This window comes from Aeromonas sp. A35_P, from assembly GCF_002259925.1.
In the GTDB taxonomy this organism is placed as follows: domain Bacteria; phylum Pseudomonadota; class Gammaproteobacteria; order Enterobacterales; family Aeromonadaceae; genus Aeromonas; species Aeromonas dhakensis.
The window spans coordinates 1-16,158 of record NZ_NEVB01000010.1 but is presented as its reverse complement, the minus strand read 5'-3'; the positions used below and the strand labels follow the sequence as shown (position 1 = coordinate 16,158).

Below are 16,158 nucleotides of genomic sequence, written 5' to 3'. Positions count from 1 at the left end.
GCACAAGGCAGGAGCAGGCAGGCCGATTAATTGTTATTAGTGAATAAAACCCATGTATTTATGCGATTGCTCGAGTTGGATATTACCAAATGGGTAAAACGAATGATGATTTATCGCGGGCGGGATTGCGCTAGATCAATTGGCGGAGCAGGCAACTGCCGGAAATGAGATCCCGGTTAAATTATGAGGAAACTCAACTTATTGCACCATTGTTAATGCCGCTGTCTGGCGGCAGTGTGCCCCGTAGCCCGCCAGCCCGCATCCGGCAAGGGGACGTCCTCAACGCGATCGTTTTTCTATCCATTTGGGGATAACAAGTTCGGTTTGAATAAATATGCACTGTGGGCGGCGCTAAAGGGGAGGCGATGTGGCCGTCGGCAGCCGGATTCAATCAATGGGCTGTCTATTGAGGGTATGACCCATGCGAGTGATGACCCAATAGATTGATCCAATAAAAGGAGCCGGCAATTGCCGGCTCTGTTTTTATCTGATTTTTACCCGTTGTCCTCTTTGCTGAACAGCCTGCCCGGTCGGGCGTAGGGATCAGGCAAGTGCCTGGGCCAACAGGTGGATGGGGTGTTCGCAGCGGAACGCCGTGCTCATCTCGATCTGCCATTTGCAGGTTTCGCAGTCGGTGATGACCAGATCGGGCTTGAGCCGGTTTATCTGATCAAACAGCCCCTCGCCGATGGCCTGGCTGGTCTGGTAGTTCTCCGACTTGAAGCCGTAGGTGCCGGCGATGCCGCAGCACTGGGAGTCCAGCACAGTTACCTTGACGCCAGGGATGGCGCGCAGCAGCTCCAGGGTATAGATGACGCCCCCCATCTTCTCCATGTGGCAGGGGGTGTGGTAGGCGATGTGCAGATTGAGCGGCTTCATCGCCGGCTTGTTGCCCTGGTAGAACTCGTTCCACAGGAAGCGGGTCACCAGCGAGATGCGATCGCGCACCTTGTGGTTGTCCTGCTCCAGTAGGTGGGGATATTCGTCGCGCAGGGTAAAGCCGCAGGTGGAGGAGGTGGCCAAGAGCGGCATCTCGTTGCCGAGCAGGGTGTTCTCCAGCTGCTGGATGTTGAAGGCTGCCTGCTGCTTGGCCTTGTCCATGAAGCCGTTGGCAATCAGCGGCACGCCACAGCACTTCTCCCGCTCCAGCAACTGGACGCCGATGTTCATGGCGTTGAGCACCTGCACCAGCTCCTTGCCGAGCTGCGGGTGGTTGTAGTTGACGTAGCAGCCGTGGAAGTAGGCGATTTGGCGCGCAAAGCGGGCCTGACTCGCTTTCTGCTTCTTGTACCAGCCGCGGAAGGTGCCCTGGGAGTACTTGGGCAGATCGCGGTGGGAGGAGACCCCCAGCGCCTTGTCCAGCACCAGCTTCATCGGCTTGAGGCCGGTGGTGAAGTTGACCACCGGGGCCATCAGGGTGGACATGCTGCCCATCAGATCGGTGTGGGAGAGCACGAACTCGCGGATCCCCGGTTTGAAGCCGCTGTACTGGTGCTTGGCCTTGGCGATGATGTCGCCGATGCGCACTCCGCTCGGGCAGGCCACCTCGCAGCGCTTGCAGTTGGTGCAGTACTTGAGGGCGCTGTCAAAGAGCTCCGGGCTCTTGATGCGCAGCCGCTCCCCATCCGGGCCCGCCTGCTTGGGGCCTGGGTAGGCCGGGTTGGCCTTGGCCACCGGGCAGTAGGCGGTACAGACGGTGCATTTGATGCACTGATCGAAGGTTTGGTTGGCATGATCCAGTAGCATGTCAGTTCTCCTCCCGTTGGGTGTGAAGGCACGGGATATGGGTCGAAATCATCATTGGGCTGAACTCAAAATATGACCGGCAGCCTGCCAGCCGGTGGCGACCGCGACACCTGAGCCTGACCCTTCTTTTATGGGGTCATAGTGCGCCAGCACGCTGCCGGCGCCGTAGAGGTTGGCGAGCGGTTTGCCGCCACGCAGCACTCTGAGCTTGTCGTCGGTCTTGACCCCGAAGCCCATGAAGGGGTGGTGGTCAAACAGGCGGCGGCCGGCCCAGGCGTCGCGCTCGGGCAGGCTCAGCACATCGGCGTTGAAGATGGGCTCACGAATGCCGCGCAGGCGCGACTCCAGCCCGCGGCTGAAGAAGCTGCCGGAGGCGAGTACAAAGTTATCCGCTTCAAAGAGTTGATCGTCGCCATTCTGGCTGTGCACGCCGATGACCCGTTCGCCGTCATAGCGGGCGCCCAGTACCCGCTCGCTGGTGAGGAAGGTGCCGCCAAGGGCCATGAAGCGGCGCTTGAGGGCTTCCTGCATCCGCATGCCGATAAGCGACGGCGGCATGGTGGCCACCTCCTTGATGATGCAGCCGGTGCGCTGCTCCAGCTCCGTCAGGCGCGGGCCGACCAGCCCCAGCGACAGGCAGGCGGGCAGCACCAGGTGGCGGCATCGCGGCTCACCGCTCTCCTGCACCATGCGGCTGATCTCGCGGGCCAGCTCCGTCAGCAGGTCATGCTGGCCATTGCCCTGCTTGTCAAACAGACGGGCGATGTCGGCGGAGCGAAACTCGTGGGGATTGCGGCTGAACTCGGCCAGCTGGGGCAGGCGAATTTCCCCGGTCAGGATGCGGCAATGGGCGAAGCGCGCGTGGGTTTTTAGGTTGGCGGCCGCGAGCTCGGGGTGAAAGTCGCGAAATCCCTCCAGGGTGGCCAGCAGGATGGCGTCGGGGGCCGGCGCATCGGTCACGCAGGCGCAGGTGTCGGGGGAGAGCCAGGTGGATTTCAGGGTGCCGATGGGGGTCAGCCGCTGGTGGTTGCGCTCCTGGCGAAACAGCGGCAAGCCTTGGGCGGCGCAGTGACGCTGCAGATCATCGAGGCTCGCCGCGATATGGGTCAGCCCCACCTTGCTGTAAGGGTGTTCGGGGTTGGCGGCCATAAAGGCGGGCAGGGCGGCGCGGGGATCTCCCTCGCTCTCCAGTAGATCCACCGAGCCGGAGGAGAAGTGCAGGGCGCTCTGGCCGGAGGCCATCAGCAGGGTCTTCTGGCCGGCCTCGGCCAGGCGCAGGGCCGCGGAGAGGCCCGCCATGCCGCCGCCGATAACGATGCTGTCAAATTTCATGGCTGCGCTCCTTGGTGGGATTGGCGGTGCTGGCGTCCTGTGGGAAGGACGGCTCGGCCACCAGGTGGGGGGCCGTCCACTCGCCAAGGCCGAACAGCCCCTCGTAGATCCAGTAGGTAAATTCGGCCTCGCGCAGGGCATCGCCCCACAACACGGGGCGGGTGCCCTTGTAGCGCTCCTCCAGGAACTGGCGCAGCATGACGCAAGCCTGGCGACCGTCGGCCTTGCCGTACTCCTGCATCAGGCCGGCGGCACGATAGGCGCACAGCTCCCCCTGACAGGGCCCCATGCCCAGGCGAGTGCGGCGGCGCAAGTCCACCAGGTTGTCCACATCCAGCTCGCGCAGGGCGTAATCGATTTCACCCGCGGTCACCATCTCGCACTCGCAGATGAGGGCGTTGGCCTTGGGATTGTCGCGGAAAAAGGCGATGACCCGCTCGCCGTGACGGTACTGGGCCGAGCCTTCGGCAGGCACCGAGAGACCGGGGGCGGAGACCTTCTCCGGATCCCGCGAGCCGGGCAGGCTCAGCTCGGCGGTGCGGCACGGTTTGCTGTTGCCAAGCTTCTTGGCCAGCAGATCGGTTGCCCATTCGGCCATCAGCCGGTAGGTCATTAGCTTGCCGCCGGTGATGGTGTTGAAACCCTTGAGTCCGTCCCGCTCGGCGTGATCCAGCAAGACGATGCCGCGGCTGATGTTGCGGCCCGACTCGTCGCCATCCACCGCCACCAGCGGGCGAACCCCGGCATAGGCGCGCAGCAATCGGGTGCGGGCCATGATGGGGGCCAGTTTTATCCCTTCGCGCAGCAGCACCTCCACCTCTTCGGGCTCGACGGTGAGCTGGTCAATCTTGTGGTAATCGATGCGGCTGGAGGTGGTGCCGATGAGGGAGATGGTATCGCCCGGCACCAGGATGTCCGCATCCGCCGGTTTGCGGCAGCGGTTGAGCACCAGCTGGTTGATGCGATAATCCATGATGAGCAGGGAGCCCTTGGCCGGGAACATGCGGATGCCGAGATCGGCGTACTCGCAGATCTGCTGGCCCCAGATACCGGCGGCGTTGATCACCTCCTGGCACTCCACCTCGAACGCTTCACCGGTGCGGGTGTTGATGGCCTTGACCCCGTGCACTCTGTCTTGGGTACGCAAGAGCCCAAGCACTTTGCTGTGGGTGAAGATGCGGGCGCCGTGCTCCTTGGCATCCAGCACGTTGGCGGCGGCCAGGCGGAAGGGGTCGACCGTGCCGTCCGGCACCTGGATGGCACCGATCAGCGCGGGGTTGACGTTGGGTTCGAGGCGCAGCGCATCGGCGGGATCCAGCTGGCGGGCGTCGATGCCCGCCAGGGCGCAGGCGTCCATGAAGGTATTTTGAAAATTGATGTCATCTTCCGGCAGGGTGATGAAGAGGCCGCCGGTGTCCTCGACGCAGTGGCTGGCGATCCGCTTGAGGATGCGGTTCTCCTGAATGCACTCGCGGGCGGACTCCTGATCCGTCACCGCGTAGCGGGCGCCGGAGTGGAGCAGGCCGTGGTTGCGACCGGTGGTGCCGGCGGCGATATCGTCCCGCTCAAGCAGGATGCAGTCGATGCCGCGCAGTGCGCAATCGCGCATGATGCCGGCTCCGGTGGCGCCACCCCCTATGATGACGACTTGTGTGGTTATTCTTTTCATTCTTGCCCGTCTCATCTCTTCCAGATGGTGCCAGTGTGGCCTGTCTCTGGGCAGAAATGTTTGATATGGGCCAAGTTAATGTTCGCAAACGCTCACTGAAAGGGGTGTTAATGAGCAAATCGTGATTGTTGTCACACTCCAGTAACAGCAGAGGAGGCCACCAGGGCCTCCTCTGTCGACACGAGTCACGGCGCTCAGCCGCAGCACTTCTTGAACTTCTTGCCGCTGCCACAGGGACAGGGATCGTTGCGCCCCACCCGCAGTGGTGCCGGATCCTGCTCGCCGTCGGTGTAGACCCAGCGCCCCTGATGGCGCACGAAACGGGATCGCTCATGGAGGCAGTGGCGCTCTTCACCCTCCATGAACCAGGCCTTGAACTCCACCATGCCGAGGGTGTCAGCGGGGCCGCCCTGGCTGGCGAGGATCTCGAGCCCGTCCCATTGGGTGTCGGTCTGGGAGAGCTGCTCCGCGGTCAGTCCGTTCAGATAGTCAGGGTGCCAGCTGTGCACCAGATACTCCCCCAATCCCAGTACGAAGGCGCTGTAGCGCGAGCGCATCAGCTGCTCCGGGGTCTGGGCGGCGGCCCCCCGGTGCAGTGATCCACAGCACACTTCGAGAGAAAGAGTTGAACCGCAAGGACATTTGTTCATGTGTCTGGCCATCTGAGTCGATAGAGATAGAGGGCGGGGATTGTAGCGAAAGCGGGTCCCCGTCGACCAGCATCCTATACTGGTCTGGTAGGAACGGAACACTCATAAAAACAGCTGCAAGGATGTGAAAGATGACGCTAAAGCAGAAAATCCTGTTGTTGGGAGCCGTCCCCGTGCTCCTGATGGCCCTGGTGGTCAACCTCAGCAACTACATGATTTCAAAGAGTGATCTGGAAGCCGATCTGGTGGTGGCACGAGAGAATGCCATCAAGGATCGCAAGGAACTGCTCAGCAGCTATCTGATGCTGGCCAAGACGGCCATCGATGCCGTCTACAACCAGCCGGACAGCCCGGCGGTGCGCAAACAGGTGACCGAGCTGCTGCGGCCGCTGCGCTACAGCAGTGACGGCTACTTCTTCGTCTACGATTTTCAGGGCAACACCATATTGCTGCCTCCCCGTCCCGAGATGGAGGGCAAGAACCGCTGGCAGGACAAGGATGCCAAGGGCAAGCTGCTGATCCAGGAGATCGTCAAGGCGGCGCGTCAGGGGGACGGCTTCTCCGAATACTGGACCGCCAAGCCCTCCATCGGTCGGGACGCCCCCAAACTCTCCTTCAACCTGGTACTCGACAAATACCAGTGGATCATCGGCACCGGTTTCTACATCGACGACATCGACAGCGAGCTGGCGGCGCTGCGCACCGTACGCGAGAGCAACATGCGTGACTCGCTGCAGAGCAGCGTCTTGCTCATTCTGGTCATTCTGGGGGTGACCCTGGTCGCCACCGTGGTGATCGGCAACCGGGTCACCCGGCCGCTGGCGGATGCGGTATCGGCCCTCAACGACATCGCCGACGGGGAGGGGGATCTGACCCAGCGCCTCAAGGTGCAGAGCCACGACGAGATCGGCCAGCTGGCCACCGCCTTCAACCGTTTCGTGGCACGGATCCAGTCGGTGGTGAGCCAGGTGGGGGAGACCAGCAACCATCTGTTCAACGCGGTGGAGAAGCTGCACCACCTGAGCGAGCACTATGACCATCAGATGCACGGCCACAGCCGGGAGACGGATCAGGTGGTCACCGCGGTGACCGAGATGAGCTCCACCGCCCAGGAAGTGGCGGCCAGCGCCTCCAACGCCGCCACCGCTACCAGCGATGCGGCACGCGAATCCGATGCCGCTCGCGGCGTGGTGGGCACCGCCATCAACAGCATCAACCGGCTGGTGGGTGAGGTGCACACCGCCTCCGGCGTCATCGAGCAGCTGGCGCAGGAGACCGCCAAGATAGGATCCGTGGTGGAGGTCATTCGCGGCATTGCCGAGCAGACCAACCTGCTGGCGCTCAACGCCGCCATCGAGGCGGCCCGGGCCGGCGAGCAGGGGCGTGGCTTCGCGGTGGTGGCGGATGAAGTCCGTTCGCTGGCCGGTCGTACCCAGCAGAGCACCAAGGAGATCAACGAGATGCTGCAGCGTCTGCAGGGCGGGGTGAAACAGGCGGTGGACGTGATGCAGGCCAGCGAGGATCGCAGCCAGGAGACGGTGCAGGAGGCGAGCCACATCGCCACTTCCCTCGACAGCATGGTGATGGCGGTCAGCACCATCAACGACATGAACATCCAGATAGCCACCGCCGCCGAGGAGCAGCACGCGGTCTCCGAGGAGATCAACAAGAACCTGGTGGCCATTCAGCAGATCGTCAGCGAGCTGACCGATGCGGCGGTCGAGTCCAACAGCACCACCCGCGATCTCGCCAGCACCGGGGACAAGCTGCGCAAGCTGGTCTCCCAGTTCCGCTACTGAGGGGATGACAAGAGGGGATATCCCTCACAAGATGCGGCCTGGCCCCCGGTTCAGGCCGCACTTTATTTGGGGATTGATCAATAATGTGTGAAAATTGTCGCCCTCTGTGTCAGCTGTTGCCCCTTACCTTATGAATGAGATCGTGAAAGGCAGTATCGATTTGATCCGTCAGCTCAACTATGGCCTGGTCTACGCCAGCCTGGAGGAGCACAAGGAGCTGTCCCGTACCGATCTCTCCCGCCTGACCGGTCTCTCGCCTGCCAGCATCACCAAGATCACCCGCGAGCTGCTGGACGGCGGTCTGGTGGTCACCTGCGGCGAGAGCTCGGTGGGGCGCGGTCGCCGCCAGACCCTGCTGCGCATCAACGAGCGCCGCTTCCAGTTCCTCTCCATGCGCCTGGGGCGCGGTTATGTTGACATGGCGTTGTTCGATCTGGCCGGTCGCTCCCTCGCCCGTCATCGCCATGTCTTCAGCGAAGGGGAGCGCGCCGACCTGCTGGCCAGTCTGGTGCGGGCCATCGAGGGCTTCTTGCCCAAAAAAGCGCTGCGTCTGGCCTGCATCGCCCTTTGTCTGCCCGGGCAGGTGGAGCGCCACTCCGGCATGGTCAAACACTTCCCGTTCTACGATCTGCGCAACTGGCCGCTCGGCCCCACCCTGCAGGAGGCCTTCGCGGTACCGGTGCTGGTGAGTGGCGACGTGCGCACCTGGATCCAGGCCGAGCGTGAGTGGGGCGCCGCCAAGAACTGCGCCGATGCGGTGCTGGTGTTCGTGCACAACGACATCGGGGTCGGCATGGTGGTCAACGGCCAGCTCATCGAGAGCGAGTCGGCCCTGCTCGGCGATCTCAGCCACCTGCAGCTCGAACCCTACGGCCAGCGCTGCTACTGCGGCGGCTTCGGCTGTGCCTGCACCTTGGTGACCAATCAGGCGCTGGAGGCGCAATACCGGGATCTGCGCGAGCGGATGCAGGAGCACGATTTGCCCGAGAGCGTCACCATTCGCGAGCTGTGCGAGCTGGCGCTGGCGGGCAACAGCCTCTGTCAGGACATCCTCCATCAGGCGGCGGGGCGGCTCTCCCGGGTGCTCTCCAACCTCATCTGTCTGCTCAATCCGGGCAAGTTGCTGCTGGGGGGGGAGATCACCCGCGCCGATCGGCTGCTGTTCCCCATGCTGCACCAGTCGCTGGCCAGCCAGTTGCCGGCCGAATACCTGGTGCGCCTGCAGATCGAATCCACCCACTTCTACGAAGATCCCACCAAGCCCACCTCGGTGCAGGTGCACAAGGCCCTGCGCGACGGCAGCCTGCTGCTCGACTTGTTGCGAGGCGACAAGGAGGCATGAAGCTGGGGTTGCAAGGACGCATCCTGCTCATGCTCTGTCTGGTCAGCCTGCTGCAGCTGGTGCTGCTGAGCGGGGCCAGTTACTACTATGTGTCCGAGCAGCGCTACCGCGAAGTGGGGGATCAGGCCCTCGATGTGGCGCGGCTGGTGGCGCGAGAGTCCGGCGTCATCGCCGGGGTGAAGCGGGCCGACACCGCCCGCCTCAACGTGCTGGTGGAGCGGATCCGCGCCGAGGTCGGCGCCAGCTACATCGTCATCGGCGATAAGGAGGCGCGCCGGCTGGTGCACCCCAATGCGGATCGCATCGGCCAGCCCATGATGGGGGATGATCCGCAACGGGCCTTGCAGGGGGAGTCCTACATCTCCCGCGCTCAAGGGTCCCTCGGGGTCTCGGTGCGTGGCAAGAGCCCCATCCGCGATGAGCTCGGCCAGATCATCGGGGTGGTCTCGGTCGGTTATCTGGTGCGGGACATCGAGGCGGATCTGCAGGGTTTTCTGCATTTCGGTCTCGCCATGACCTTGCTCATCGTGCTGCTCAACAGCCTGGCCGCCACCTGGCTGGCCCGCCGTTACAAACGGGCGCTGCTCGGCTTCGAGCCCGAACAGATGGGGCGTCTCTACACCGAACTCGACTGCACCCTGCGCACCGTGCGCGAGGGGATCCTCACCATCGACGAGCAGGGCCGGCTCACCTCCCTCAATCCCAATGGCATCCGCTTGCTGCGTCTGGACGAGACCACAGCCCGGGCCGCCATCGGCCAGCCGGTCACCCGGCTGCTGCCGGAGAGCCGCATGCTCTCCCTCATTCAGGATCCGCGTCCCCAGTTTGATGAAGAAATTGTGCTCAACGGCCAGTCCCTCATCGTCAACCGGCTGCCGCTGGTGCGCGAGGGCAAGCTGATCGGCGCGGTGTCGAGCTTTCGGCGCAAGGACGAGCTGGCCGAGCTCAGTGCCCAGCTCTCCCAGGTGCAGGCCTACAGCGATCTGCTGCGGGTACAGACCCACGAACACCACAACCAGCTCGGTACCATCGCCGGGCTCATCGAGCTGGGCGCCACCGGCGAGGCGCTCGCCTTCATCGGGCGGGAGGCGGCCACCGAGCAGAGCCTGCTCAACTTCCTGATGACTGCCATCGCCAAGCCCAAGGTGGCCGGCCTGCTGCTCGGCAAGTACCACAGGGCCCACGAGCTGGGACTGGTGCTGGAGGTGGACCCGGATTCCCGCCTGCACGACATTCCCCTTCGCGTCAGCGGCTCCCAGCTGGTGACGGTGCTGGGCAACCTCATCGACAATGCCTTCGAGGCGACCCGCCGTCACGGCGCCCCCTACCAGCCGGTGCGGGTGGCCCTGAGCGATCTCGGCCAGGATCTCATTCTGGAGGTGGAAGACGGGGCGGGGGGGATCGATCCCGCGCTGGCGGATCGCCTGTTCGAGCGGGGTGTGAGCAGCAAGGCGGAGCCGGATCACGGCATCGGCCTCTCCCTGGTGCGCAAGACCCTGGATGCCCTGCAGGGGCAGATCACCATCGAAGCCACGGCGCAGGGAAGTTGCGTCGTCTGTTACATTCCCAAGGAGGTGTGAGTGATCAAGATCCTGATCGTCGAGGACGATCCGGCTATCGCCGAGATCCACCGTCGCTTCGTGCAGCGGCTGGCAGGTTTCGAAGTATTGGGGGTGGCGCTCACCCTGTTCGATGCCAGGGAGCAGATCGCCATCCTCAAGCCCGATCTGGTGCTGCTGGATGTCTGGCTGCCCGATGGCGAGGGCTTTGCCCTGTTGCGCGAGCTGCGCCAGGCCGGGGCGAGTCTGGACGTCATCCTGCTCACCGCGGCACGGGAGGCCGCTGCCCTGCAGGAGGCGATGCGGCTCGGGGTGGTGGATTTCATCTTGAAGCCCGTGGTGTTCGAGCGGCTGCGCGACACCCTCGACAAATATTGCCAGAGCCGCGCCACCCTGGCGGCCCTGGCGGACATCGATCAGCAGGCAGTGGACGCCCTGTTTGGCACGCCGTTGCAGCAGGTGGCGGCGGGTGGCCTGCCCAAGGGGATCGACGGCCTCACCCTGCAGCGGGTGCTGGCGGCCTTGACCCAGCAAGGAGCCAGCGCCGAGGAGATCGGCGGCCGGGTCGGGGTGAGCCGCACCACGGCGCGCCGCTATCTGGAGTTTCTGGTGGGCCAGCAACTGGCGAGCCCGGAGCTGGAGTACGGCACCGTCGGCCGGCCGGAGCGGCGTTATCGCCAGCCCTGACTGGCGTAACCCCCCATCCTGTCTTGCCAATAAAAAGAGCGCCTGTTGGCGCTCTTTTGCTGTGTGGGATCCGCCAACTCAGCTTGGCTCGGATTGCAGCCGGGCGGCCGGTGCGCGGCGTGCCTGCCACCATTGCCACAGTGGCAGCAGCAGCATGGTCAGGGTGATCACCGTGAAGACGAGGGTGATGGGCCGCTCCCACAGGAAGCTCAGGCTGCCGTCGTTGATCACCAGGGCCCGGCGCAGGTTGTCCTCCAGCATGCCCCCCAAGATAAAACCGAGCAGCATGGGTGCCATGGGGAAGGTGAGCAGGCGCAGGCCGATGGCGATCAGCGCCACCAGGGTCATCACATGGATATCCATGGTGTTGAAGGAGACCAGATAGACCCCGGTCAGGGAGAACAGCAACACCATGGGGATCAGCACGGGGCGTGGTACCGCCAGTACCTTGGCCAGATAGGGGATGAGGGGGAGGTTCAGGATCAACAGCACCACGTTGCCCAGGTACATGGAGATGATCACCGACCAGAAGACGTCCGGATGCTCCATGAAGAGGCGCGGGCCCGGCTGGATGCCGTAGGCCACCAGGGCGCCCAGGATGAGGGCTGTGGTGCCCGAGCCCGGGATCCCCAGGGTCAGCAGGGGCACGAAGGAACCGGTGGAGGCGGCGTTGTTGGCCGCTTCCGGCGCGGCCAGACCGCGCAGGCTGCCCTTGCCGAACTGCTCCTGACGCTGCTTGCCGGCGATGTTGCGTTCGGCCCCATAGGCCATGAAGGCGGCGATGGTGGCGCCGGCCCCCGGCAACACGCCGATGAGAAAGCCCAGCACCGAGGAGCGGGCAATGGGGGGCGCTATCTCCCTGACCTCCTCCTTGCTCAGCTTGAGGCTGCCGAGCTGCTGCATCTGCCTGGCCTCTTCCTCGCTGTTGTCCTTGCCGGGGCGCAGCACCGCCATCAGGATCTCAGCCAGGGCGAAGGTGGCCATGGCCAGCGCCTTGCCCGCCTGTCCCTTGCAGGCCAGGGGGTAGCCGTCGAAGGCGGTGACCACGGTGGCGGAGCAGCCGGGGGCGTTGATCAGGATGGAGGAGGTGGAGCCCCCGAAGATGGCGCCGTAATAGACGCCGGCCATCAGGATGATGCCGGAGGAGGGATCCAGGCCATAGGTGATGGGGATCATCAGGGCAATGGCGGTGACCGGGCCAAGGCCCGGCAGCATGCCGATAAAGGTGCCGATGAAGCAGCCAAGCACCACCATCATCAGGTTGACCGGCAACAGTGCGGTGCCGAGTCCTTGCAAGATTCCGTCTAACATGGTGACTCCTTAGAAACCGAGCAGGGTAAACAGGCGACCCGGCTCCAGATAGACGTTGAGCCCCTTGGTGAGCAGGGCCCAGAAACCGATGGAGAAGGGGACGCTGATCATCAGGCCGTAGCGCAGGCTGGGCTCACCCAGTACCCGGATGCCCACGCTCAGGAAGGCGATGGTGGAGAGCACGAAGCCAAACCAGGTGAGCCCCAGTCCGTAAATGACCATGAGCCCGAGCAGGATGAAGACCCGGCGCCAGTCCCCCTCTTCCCGGCGCAGAGGCTCACCCCCGGGAAAGAGCACCAGCAACAGGGAGAGCAGCGCCCCGATCCCGGCCAGGGCATAGGGTAGGGTACTGGCGGTGAAGGGGTCGTATTCGTCGCCGGGGTAGCCCGGTATCTCGGTGGCGTAGTAGCCATAGGCGAGGGAGAGCAGCAGAAACAGCTGTCCCCCCAGTCGCTCCTTGGTGATGTTCATCTCTTGACTCCAACATGAGCGGCGGGCCTGCGCCCGCCTGCGATGTGACAACGAGGGTTACTTGATGAAGCCGAGCTCGCGCATCAGGCCACCAATCTGCTGCTCCTGGCCGTCGAGGAAGGCGGTGAACTCGGGACCGGACTTGTAGAGGTTGGTCCAGCTGTTGCGGCTGCGGACCACTTCCCACTCCGGCTTGTCGTACATCTGCTTGAGCAGGGCGGCAAACTCGGCGGATTTCTCCGGGCTGATGGTGGGGGAGGCAAAGTAACCGCGCCAGTTGGCGAAGACGGTGGGGCTGTTCTGCTCGCTGAAGGTGGGGATCTGCTCCGCCCCCGGCAGGCGCTTGTCCGAGGTGACCCCGAGGATCCGCATCTGGCCGGACTTGACCGCTTCCATCGCCTCGCCAAAGCCGGTGGAGATGGCCTGGGTCTCTCCGGCCAGCACGGCGGCCATGGCGCTGCCGCCAGCGTCATAAGCGACGTAGCGCAGCTTGCTGGCGTCGGCGCCGGCATTCTTGAAGGTCAGGGCGGCGACCAGGTGATCCAGGCTGCCACGGGCCGAGCCCCCGGCGATCTTCACCTTGGCCGGGTTCTCCTCGTAGGCGGCCAGCAGCTGGGCCCAGTTCTGATAGGGGGAGTCCGCCTTGACCGCCAGCGCCTGGTAGTCGGCGATGATGGCAGCGACCGGGGTCAGGTCACGGAAGGACTGGGGCAGCTCCTTGGAGAGGGATTTGACGATGATGGGGGTGGAGTTGACCATCAGGGTCTTGTCGGACTGGGCCGAGGTCTCGATGAGGTGGGCGATGGCCTTGGCACCGCCACCGGCGGACATGTTCTGGTAGGAGACGGTCTTGATCAGGCCGGACTTGGCCAGCACTTCACCGGTGCCGCGGGCCGTGGTATCCCAGCCGCCGCCGGCGCCGCCCGGGATCAGGAAGTGGATTTCGTCGATCTGGGCCTGGGCGCCGAAGCTCAGTGCGAGCAGGCTACCGATCAGGGTGTGCTTGAAGGTTCCTTGCAACATGGTGCTCTCCTTGTGATTGTTGCAAGAAGGTTAATTAATCATGTCTGGCTGGAAAACAATCTGACCGTAATGGTTATTAAGGCTGTTGTGGCCATTTTGTTCATTCTGGTCACGATGGTTCCCGCTTACTGACCACCTCGTTGTGAGGGGAGAAGGGAGAAGAACGGGGAGGGGCTGACGGCACTGTGGGCCGACGAGAGAGGCAGGGCCTTGCCGGAGCGCAGACATCAAAAGGGGAGCCTCAGTGGCTCCCCTTTGACGACACTTGGTCGGCGCTAGAACCAGAAGCCGATGATGAAGGAGCCCGCCAGGGTCAGCATGACGTTGGCCACCGCATAGGTGCCGGCATAGCCGAGCGCCGGGATGGAGCTGTTGGCCGCCTCGTTCACCACGTCCATGGCCGGGGCGCAGGTACGGGCCCCGGTGATGGCGCCGAGCAGCAGGGCCGGGTTCATCTTCAGCACCCAGACGCCGAACAGATAGCCCACCAGCACCGGCAAGGTGGTCACCAGCATGCCGGAGAAGAGCACCACCATCCCCACTTCGCTCAGGTGATCCAGGATGCCGCCCCCCGCCTTGAGGCCGGTGCTCACCATGAATACCGCCAGACCGAGATCCTTGGCCAGACGCAGGGCGCCCGGTGGCACATAGCCGACCGTGGGGTGGTTGGCGCGCAGGTAGCCCATCAGGATCCCCGCCAGCAGCAGGCCGACGGCGTTGCCGAGGCCAAACTCCAGCTGGCCGAACACCAGGGAGACGGAGCCAATCAGCAGGCCCAGCACGAAGAAGGTGGTGAAGGCCACCAGATCCGTGGTCTGGCTGTGAATGCTGATGAAGCCGATCTTGTTGGCCAGCAGCTTGACCCGCTGCTTCTCGCCGCTGATCTGCAGCACGTCGCCCTTTTGCAGCATGATGTTGCGATCAAAGGGCATCTCGATCTGGGAGCGCACCACCCGGTTGAGGAAGCAGCCCTTCTCGGTGAGGTTGAGCTCCACCAGATGGCGGCCTACCACGGCGTCGTTCTTCACCACTATCTCTTCGGTGACGATCTGCAGGTCAAGCAGGTTGCGGTCGAACACCTCCTTGCCGTTGCGGTAGTTGACGTCGAGCTTCTCGTGACTCTCGGGGTAGCCCACCAGGGCGATCTCGTCCCCTTCCTGGATGACGGCGTCACCATCCGGACTCGCCAGGATGCCGTTGCGGCGGATCCGCTCCACGTAGCAGCCGGTGTGAGGATAGATGCCGGTCTCGCGCAGGGTGCGACCGCCAATCCAGGCCGCCAGCTCGGGGCCGACCCGGTAGGCGCGGATGATGGGCAGGTAGGTCTTGCGGCTCTCGTTGTCGGAGAGACCGCGCTCGCGGGCGATCTTCTGCGCCTCGGTGTTGAGGTCGAGCCGTGCCAGCGAGGGGAGGTAGCGCACCACCATCATCAGGCCCACCAGTCCCACCAGGTAAGTCAGGGCATAGCCGATGCCCATGTTGTCGAGCACCGACTGCATGTCGGTCTGATGGGGGAGGTTGAGCAGGCCGCTGCGCAGGGCATCCTGGGCCCCCACCAGCGCCGGGGTCGAGGTGAGCGAACCGGCCAGGATGCCGGCGGCCATGCCCGGCCCCAGATTGAAGAACTTGGCCAGTCCCACGGTAAGGAAGAGGGCGGTTAGCAGGATCACCAGGGTCAGGGTGATGTAGTGGATGCCGTCGCGCAGGAAGACGCTGAAGAAGTGCGGCCCCGCTTCGATCCCCACGCAGAAGATGAACAGCATGAAGCCGACGTTCTCCGTGGTGGTGCTGAATTCGAAGCCCATCTGGCCGAACAGCAGGGCGGTGAACAACACGCCTATGGTGTTGCCTATCTGGAAGTTGCCAACCCTGACTTTGCCGAGCAGCAGGCCGAAGGCCAGTACCACGAACAGCAGCAGGGAGTCGCTTTGATGTAGCAGTGTCACGAAATCTATGGTCATGCCCGGAAAAACCGAGGAAAAAAGTGGGGCCGACATTGTGCCGGATCCCTCACCAATAAAGAAGCGTCAAAGGCGCATTAATCGGTACTAACCCGCCACTGCCATGGGGGTCATGAGGGAAACTGCGGGGCACCAGCGGCAATGACCTCTATTTCCCTCTGTCAGCCCCGTTGTCAATTAGTGATTCCTGCTATCTGTGATCCTCGTCTTCGGGGGCCGCTTGAAATTTTACGCTCTGCTGTTTGGTCGGCTGATTTGGCTCTCTGGCAGCATTTTTGACTGATGGGGATGGGATGAGTCTGGCGGTTGATCGCGGCCCGCCCGTGCAGGGTGACCCATCTGTGGCGGGATGGCGAAAAGATATCTGTAAAAAGTATCTGATGGGGGCACTGGCGACCCATTCGGGGGGCGCGGCAAAAACAGCAGAAAATGAGGTTGGCGAGTCAAAGGTGCCGGCCTTGCCGGCAATGGCCTGCCAGCCTAGGCCGTCATTGGCTTTGGCCTACTTACCCACAGAAACTGTGGATAACCCTGTTTATGAAACTTGGTGATCAGGCTGTAGCCCGCGCCAATACTGGGCTGCAAGGGCTGTTCAAAAAATACCGGCC

12 protein-coding genes are annotated in these 16,158 nt (G+C 63.5%); 4 read left to right on the top strand and 8 right to left on the bottom strand.

Annotated features, from left to right (window positions below; all coding sequences use genetic code 11):
* Positions 1-543 precede the first annotated feature (543 nt).
* From glpC to CAK78_RS00860, 4 genes are all read right to left on the bottom strand, one after another.
* A complete protein-coding gene (glpC, locus tag CAK78_RS00875) occupies positions 544-1,746 on the bottom strand; it encodes an anaerobic glycerol-3-phosphate dehydrogenase subunit GlpC (protein ID WP_010634139.1) in 1,203 nt (400 codons plus the stop codon).
* Between the two features lie 51 nt (positions 1,747-1,797).
* A complete protein-coding gene (glpB, locus tag CAK78_RS00870) occupies positions 1,798-3,078 on the bottom strand; it encodes a glycerol-3-phosphate dehydrogenase subunit GlpB (protein ID WP_094696072.1) in 1,281 nt (426 codons plus the stop codon).
* Entirely contained in the window at positions 3,068-4,747 is a 1,680-nt protein-coding gene (glpA, locus tag CAK78_RS00865; protein WP_094696071.1) for an anaerobic glycerol-3-phosphate dehydrogenase subunit A, read from the bottom strand. The genes glpB and glpA overlap by 11 nt, the downstream gene beginning before the upstream one ends.
* Before the next feature lie 194 nt (positions 4,748-4,941).
* Positions 4,942-5,397, bottom strand: a complete 456-nt coding sequence (locus tag CAK78_RS00860; RefSeq protein WP_094696070.1) for a YchJ family protein — start codon at positions 5,395-5,397, stop codon at positions 4,942-4,944.
* A 131-nt stretch (positions 5,398-5,528) separates the two neighbouring features.
* On the opposite strand from CAK78_RS00860, the gene CAK78_RS00855 reads away from it, so the two are divergent.
* The 4 genes from CAK78_RS00855 (at position 5,529) to CAK78_RS00840 (ending at position 10,784) form a co-directional block, all read left to right on the top strand.
* Complete coding sequence (locus tag CAK78_RS00855; RefSeq protein WP_094696069.1) at positions 5,529-7,196, top strand: methyl-accepting chemotaxis protein; 1,668 nt, start codon at positions 5,529-5,531, stop codon at positions 7,194-7,196.
* Between the two features lie 130 nt (positions 7,197-7,326).
* Positions 7,327-8,538, top strand: coding sequence for an ROK family transcriptional regulator (locus CAK78_RS00850; protein WP_176452624.1), 1,212 nt, complete (start codon positions 7,327-7,329; stop codon positions 8,536-8,538).
* Positions 8,535-10,118 carry an ATP-binding protein gene (locus CAK78_RS00845; protein WP_094696067.1) on the top strand — a complete coding sequence of 528 codons (1,584 nt, stop codon included), beginning with the start codon at positions 8,535-8,537 and terminating at the stop codon, positions 10,116-10,118. The genes CAK78_RS00850 and CAK78_RS00845 overlap by 4 nt, the downstream gene beginning before the upstream one ends.
* Positions 10,119-10,784: a response regulator gene (locus CAK78_RS00840; RefSeq protein WP_094696066.1), complete on the top strand. Its 666-nt coding sequence runs from the start codon at positions 10,119-10,121 to the stop codon at positions 10,782-10,784.
* 78 nt (positions 10,785-10,862) lie between these two features.
* Here CAK78_RS00840 and CAK78_RS00835 read toward each other — a convergent pair whose 3' ends face one another.
* The 4 genes from CAK78_RS00835 to CAK78_RS00820 form a co-directional block, all read right to left on the bottom strand.
* Positions 10,863-12,095 (bottom strand): tripartite tricarboxylate transporter permease, encoded by a 1,233-nt coding sequence (locus tag CAK78_RS00835; RefSeq protein WP_094696065.1) that lies wholly within the window; start codon positions 12,093-12,095, stop codon positions 10,863-10,865.
* Between the two features lie 9 nt (positions 12,096-12,104).
* The gene (locus CAK78_RS00830; protein WP_094696064.1) at positions 12,105-12,566 is read right to left on the bottom strand and encodes a tripartite tricarboxylate transporter TctB family protein; all 462 of its coding nucleotides are present in this window, start codon (positions 12,564-12,566) and stop codon (positions 12,105-12,107) included.
* Between the two features lie 57 nt (positions 12,567-12,623).
* On the bottom strand, positions 12,624-13,589 hold the full coding sequence (locus CAK78_RS00825) for a tripartite tricarboxylate transporter substrate binding protein (protein WP_094696063.1): 966 nt from the start codon (positions 13,587-13,589) through the stop codon (positions 12,624-12,626).
* 275 nt (positions 13,590-13,864) lie between these two features.
* Entirely contained in the window at positions 13,865-15,550 is a 1,686-nt protein-coding gene (locus tag CAK78_RS00820; RefSeq protein WP_010634129.1) for an aspartate:alanine antiporter, read from the bottom strand.
* Positions 15,551-16,158: the final 608 nt, after the last annotated feature.

What these genes read in the sequence shown, in the direction of transcription:
- CAK78_RS00820 (WP_010634129.1), bottom strand. Translation starts at nt 15,550, where the DNA reads ATGACCATAGATTTCGTGACACTGCTACATCAAAGCGACTCCCTGCTG.
- CAK78_RS00825 (WP_094696063.1), bottom strand. Translation starts at nt 13,589, where the DNA reads ATGTTGCAAGGAACCTTCAAGCACACCCTGATCGGTAGCCTGCTCGCA.
- CAK78_RS00830 (WP_094696064.1), bottom strand. Translation starts at nt 12,566, where the DNA reads ATGAACATCACCAAGGAGCGACTGGGGGGACAGCTGTTTCTGCTGCTC.
- glpB (WP_094696072.1), bottom strand. Translation starts at nt 3,078, where the DNA reads ATGAAATTTGACAGCATCGTTATCGGCGGCGGCATGGCGGGCCTCTCC.
- CAK78_RS00860 (WP_094696070.1), bottom strand. Translation starts at nt 5,397, where the DNA reads ATGAACAAATGTCCTTGCGGTTCAACTCTTTCTCTCGAAGTGTGCTGT.
- glpC (WP_010634139.1), bottom strand. Translation starts at nt 1,746, where the DNA reads ATGCTACTGGATCATGCCAACCAAACCTTCGATCAGTGCATCAAATGC.
- CAK78_RS00835 (WP_094696065.1), bottom strand. Translation starts at nt 12,095, where the DNA reads ATGTTAGACGGAATCTTGCAAGGACTCGGCACCGCACTGTTGCCGGTC.
- CAK78_RS00855 (WP_094696069.1), top strand. Translation starts at nt 5,529, where the DNA reads ATGACGCTAAAGCAGAAAATCCTGTTGTTGGGAGCCGTCCCCGTGCTC.
- CAK78_RS00850 (WP_176452624.1), top strand. Translation starts at nt 7,327, where the DNA reads ATGAATGAGATCGTGAAAGGCAGTATCGATTTGATCCGTCAGCTCAAC.
- CAK78_RS00845 (WP_094696067.1), top strand. Translation starts at nt 8,535, where the DNA reads ATGAAGCTGGGGTTGCAAGGACGCATCCTGCTCATGCTCTGTCTGGTC.
- glpA (WP_094696071.1), bottom strand. Translation starts at nt 4,747, where the DNA reads ATGAAAAGAATAACCACACAAGTCGTCATCATAGGGGGTGGCGCCACC.